The organism is Nocardia sp. NPDC101769 (assembly GCF_044766925.1).
Taxonomy (GTDB): domain Bacteria; phylum Actinomycetota; class Actinomycetes; order Mycobacteriales; family Mycobacteriaceae; genus Nocardia.
The window spans coordinates 1-3,174 of sequence record NZ_JBIWMX010000112.1 but is presented as its reverse complement, the minus strand read 5'-3'; the positions used below and the strand labels follow the sequence as shown (position 1 = coordinate 3,174).

General features: G+C 64.0%; 3 protein-coding genes and 1 tRNA gene. All 4 read left to right on the top strand.

Translation table 11 applies throughout. From position 1 onward, the window contains the following. Nucleotides 1-197 precede the first annotated feature (197 nt). The 4 genes from ACIRRA_RS45715 (at nt 198) to ACIRRA_RS45700 (ending at nt 2,780) form a co-directional block, all read left to right on the top strand. Nucleotides 198-277 (top strand) — tRNA-OTHER (locus ACIRRA_RS45715). A 396-nt stretch (nt 278-673) separates the two neighbouring features. Next, nucleotides 674-1,156, top strand: coding sequence for a hypothetical protein (locus ACIRRA_RS45710; RefSeq protein ID WP_402782342.1), 483 nt, complete (start codon nt 674-676; stop codon nt 1,154-1,156). 405 nt (nt 1,157-1,561) lie between these two features. Continuing rightward, entirely contained in the window at nt 1,562-1,990 is a 429-nt protein-coding gene (locus ACIRRA_RS45705) for a hypothetical protein (protein WP_402782339.1), read from the top strand. A gap of 361 nt (nt 1,991-2,351) precedes the next feature. Then, nucleotides 2,352-2,780, top strand: a complete 429-nt coding sequence (locus ACIRRA_RS45700) for a response regulator transcription factor (RefSeq protein WP_402782336.1) — start codon at nt 2,352-2,354, stop codon at nt 2,778-2,780. The last annotated feature ends 394 nt before the right edge of the window (nt 2,781-3,174 follow it).

Sequence of the window (3,174 nt, the reverse complement as noted above, 5' to 3'; positions counted from 1 at the left end):
ACGGCCACGCCCCCGAAGAACCCAGCGTGCCCGCGTTCAGATGGTTCGCCCAAGCCCTGAGCGTGCACCGATGAGCGCACCTCGGGCAAACGCACCCATCTACCGCATCCCGCGCGGTTCTACGCGGCCGACTCGGCGGCCTGTAGGAAATATCCACTGGGCGAGGACATCTGGGACATCGATAGACTCGTCGATGGCCATGGAGTAGATCAGCGGTATATCACCGGAACGACACCGGCGGAGGGCGCGCGGGTTCGAACCCCGCCTCGATGGCCCAAATCGGAACGCATCGAATGCCGCGTACCCTGCTCGCCGAACCAGCCGGCGTGGGGCGGCGAAGGTCGGCTGGCCCGGCCGATTCGGCGTCGGCGGAACGCACCATCAATGAGGTTGCGCCGTGGGTGGCTTGGGCGATGGCGTCGGGCGTGAGCTCGGAGCAGCCGAATCCGCCGCTGCCGCCAGGGTCTCCGCGGGTGGTGGATGTGTTGCATGCGGCGTGTTCGGTCAGATGTGTGCCATGGTCAGGTGTGGGCGGCGGGGTCAGCGATCGCCCAGTGGTGATTCCTGAACTGGCTGAGGCGCACCGGATTCTGTCGTACTGATCCGAGCGTGTCTCGGTAAAGGTGATCGTCACGCTGTGATCCGTGCTAGGACAGAAGTCATGATGCGAGGCATGCTCAGGTTTGCGGCAGTATCAGCTCTGCCGGTAATCGCGTTCGGGGTGCTGGTCGGCCCGGCGTCCGCGGACACGTCGTCCTTCGATCCTGCCCATGTCGATGGCGGACCGGGCTGCGCGGGGACGGTCAGCGCGTCGGCTTCCCCTCAGCAGGGGCAACAGGGCAGCGATCATGCGACCTTCTTCGACAGCTCGGTGCAGGTCCAGGTGAGCTTCAAGGCCGATGTCGCGAGCGACCCGCTCGGTTCGATGTCGGGATCTCCGACCGCGGGCACCAACTGCTCGATCTCCGCGACGGTTACTGCCACCAATCTCGACACAAGCGTCACCGCGACCAACACCCAGTCCACCCAATACGACAGTCACTACGGCTGGAACGCCACCTTCTTCAACTTCCCCGGCTCGGGCCGAGTGAGCATCCAGGTCAGCACGAATCCCAGCCCCGCCGAACTGGTCGTGGACGTACCAGCACCACGCTGACCGCGAAAGGCCAACGGGCCGCCTGCATTCGGTACCGACGATCGCGCCCTCATGCCGAATTCAGTTCGTCTGGCTGACGGATCGGTGCAACATCAAAGGTGGGCAACGGACCGAGGGTATTTCGCACGGCGTGGATCGGCTTGGCACTGAACCGGTGGTCACCCGTGGTGGTCACCATATTTTCGTGTCAGTTCGGGATGTGCCGTGGTCGAGGGTCCCGGCTGCGGGGTGGGGTGTTCGGTGCTGATGGACTTGTAGCCGACGTTTCCGGTGAGCCCGTTGCGGGTTCGTGCTGATGTTGGGATCGGTAGGCAGCGCAGGCGGCATCTACTTACCTCGAGACCGCGGCAACCCGCAGCGAACCAACAATGGTGTACTGGTGCCGTTCTGGCCAGGAAGGACGACATGGCAAAGAAAAATAGGGACGACATGGCCGAGAATGAGGCCGCACGAGCCATGATCGAATGGGCCAGCAGTGTGTCGCCGGCGGACCTGGCAGCAGAGCTCATGGCGGCATTTGGCCCGGACGGACCGAAGGGCGGCAACGACGTCCACCACAGCAACCTCGTCGAGTGGCTGTTTCGTGAGCATCCCAATCCCGGCGGGTATGTGTTCCAGGGTGGTAAGTCATATGGTGAGCCGTCCAGGGTTTACGAGCAGCTACACAGGCCGATAAGGGAGGCCTTGCAGCTGTTGGAGCATGCCGAACTGATCTATGTAGGCTGGATCGAAGCCGCCTATGCTGCGTGGAGCGGCACCCGTTTGGGTTGGGCGATCCTCGCCAACGGGAAGGCCGCGGTCAGGCAGCGCATCTTTGATCGCACCGGCGTGTAGTGCTTCGAGGCCGTCACCTGCGGCTCTCCGCTTCTGCCACATACCACGCCGACCGAACCGGCCAGCGCGGGGCGGCGGAAGATCAACTGGCCGTGCCGATCCGAGGCCAGCGGATCGTCCGCTATTAGCCGAATGTCGCATCTTGGCGGAGGGCGCCATCGGTAATGGGACGCCAGTGAATAGCCCTGGTCGTGTGAACGCCATGAAAACAGTTCGCAGATACATTGCTGAGAGATTGCAGGTTGACATAGTGTCATAACACGTCGATCGCGGTGCAGGCATTGCGCCCGCAGGCCGCCTCTATTGAGCTCCATGACGCTGCGGATTCGACGGACGGGGACCCGTCTGCGAAGGATCCACATTGAGCCAATTCCCACGCTCCGCAACAGAATTCACGCCGCGACCGACTCCTGCAGCTCGGCCCAGCAAGGTCCTTGTCGTCGAGAGCAATCCGGCAATGGCAGAAATTGAGGTACTCGTGCTGGCCAGCGCCGGCCATGAGGTGATTTCTGCCCAGAACGCGCAGCGCGCTTTGAACCTCGCTCGGTGGTGGAATCCAGACTTGGTGCTGCTCGAGCTGGACCTGCCGGACCTGCCGGGCGCGAATCTGTGCCGCCAGCTGCGGAATCGTTCACCGATTCCGATCATCGCGGTCTCACTCGATGGCAATCCCGATGCCATTTGTGACGTCTACGCGGCCGCCGCGTGTGACTACCTGCCTAAACCGCTCAGAAGCGGTGAACTGCTCGACCACATCCGTGTCCATCTCACGACATCGCAGGTGGCCTGAAACATCACCGAGCCCGCCCTGGTCGCCGCGTGGAAGACCAAGCCCGGTTGGGGAGCCTGCGCTGACCCCGAAGTCGCCGAAAATGCTGCCGGGAGTTTCGGCGAACGGGGCAGCTGGGTCCAGCGTCGAGGAGCGCGGGCCCACGGCGCTGAACGCACTCTCTTGCCGCATACCGCGCTGACCGAACCGGCCAGCGGGGCGCCGGCGCCCGGAACCTGGTGCGGCGCAGAACGTCCGCAACTGCCGACTTTCCGGAGGCCGTGCCGCGCGGCGGCGAGTGGGGGCTGCGGGTTCGTCCCCTAGTACTCCAGCCGTAGTTCGTGACCGTGTGGATTGCCTGGTCGGGGACGGTTGGGGGTGGTGTCGGCGTGTCGAGCCGGTGAAGGGCGGCCAC

Bases quoted from the DNA above. Each gene is read 5' to 3' on its own strand.
- ACIRRA_RS45710 (WP_402782342.1), top strand. From the start codon at position 674: ATGCTCAGGTTTGCGGCAGTATCAGCTCTGCCGGTAATCGCGTTCGGG.
- ACIRRA_RS45705 (WP_402782339.1), top strand. From the start codon at position 1,562: ATGGCAAAGAAAAATAGGGACGACATGGCCGAGAATGAGGCCGCACGA.